This is a genomic window from Lactobacillus delbrueckii subsp. bulgaricus (assembly GCF_046938665.1).
GTDB lineage: Bacteria > Bacillota > Bacilli > Lactobacillales > Lactobacillaceae > Lactobacillus > Lactobacillus delbrueckii_C.
Map to the genome: position 1 here is coordinate 1 of NZ_JBKZCD010000115.1, position 211 is coordinate 211.

At 52.1% G+C, this 211-nt stretch carries 2 tRNA genes; both read left to right on the forward strand.

What is annotated here, in order from left to right:
- The first annotated feature begins 7 nt into the window (after nucleotides 1-7).
- A tRNA-Ser gene (locus ACLUXO_RS10480) sits at nucleotides 8-98 on the forward strand.
- Between the two features lie 6 nt (nucleotides 99-104).
- A tRNA-Met gene (locus tag ACLUXO_RS10485) sits at nucleotides 105-178 on the forward strand.
- Nucleotides 179-211: the final 33 nt, after the last annotated feature.

Here is a 211-nt window from a genome sequence, read left to right on the forward strand (position 1 = left end):
TTAATATGGAGTGTTGTCCGAGCGGCTGAAGGAGCATGATTGGAAATCATGTATACGGGTAAATACCTGTATCGAGGGTTCAAATCCCTCACACTCCGTTTTATGGCGGTGTAGCTCAGCTGGCTAGAGCGTCCGGTTCATACCCGGGAGGTCGAGGGTTCGATCCCCCCCGCCGCTATAAGCAAACCACGACCGAGTCGTGGTTTTTTGT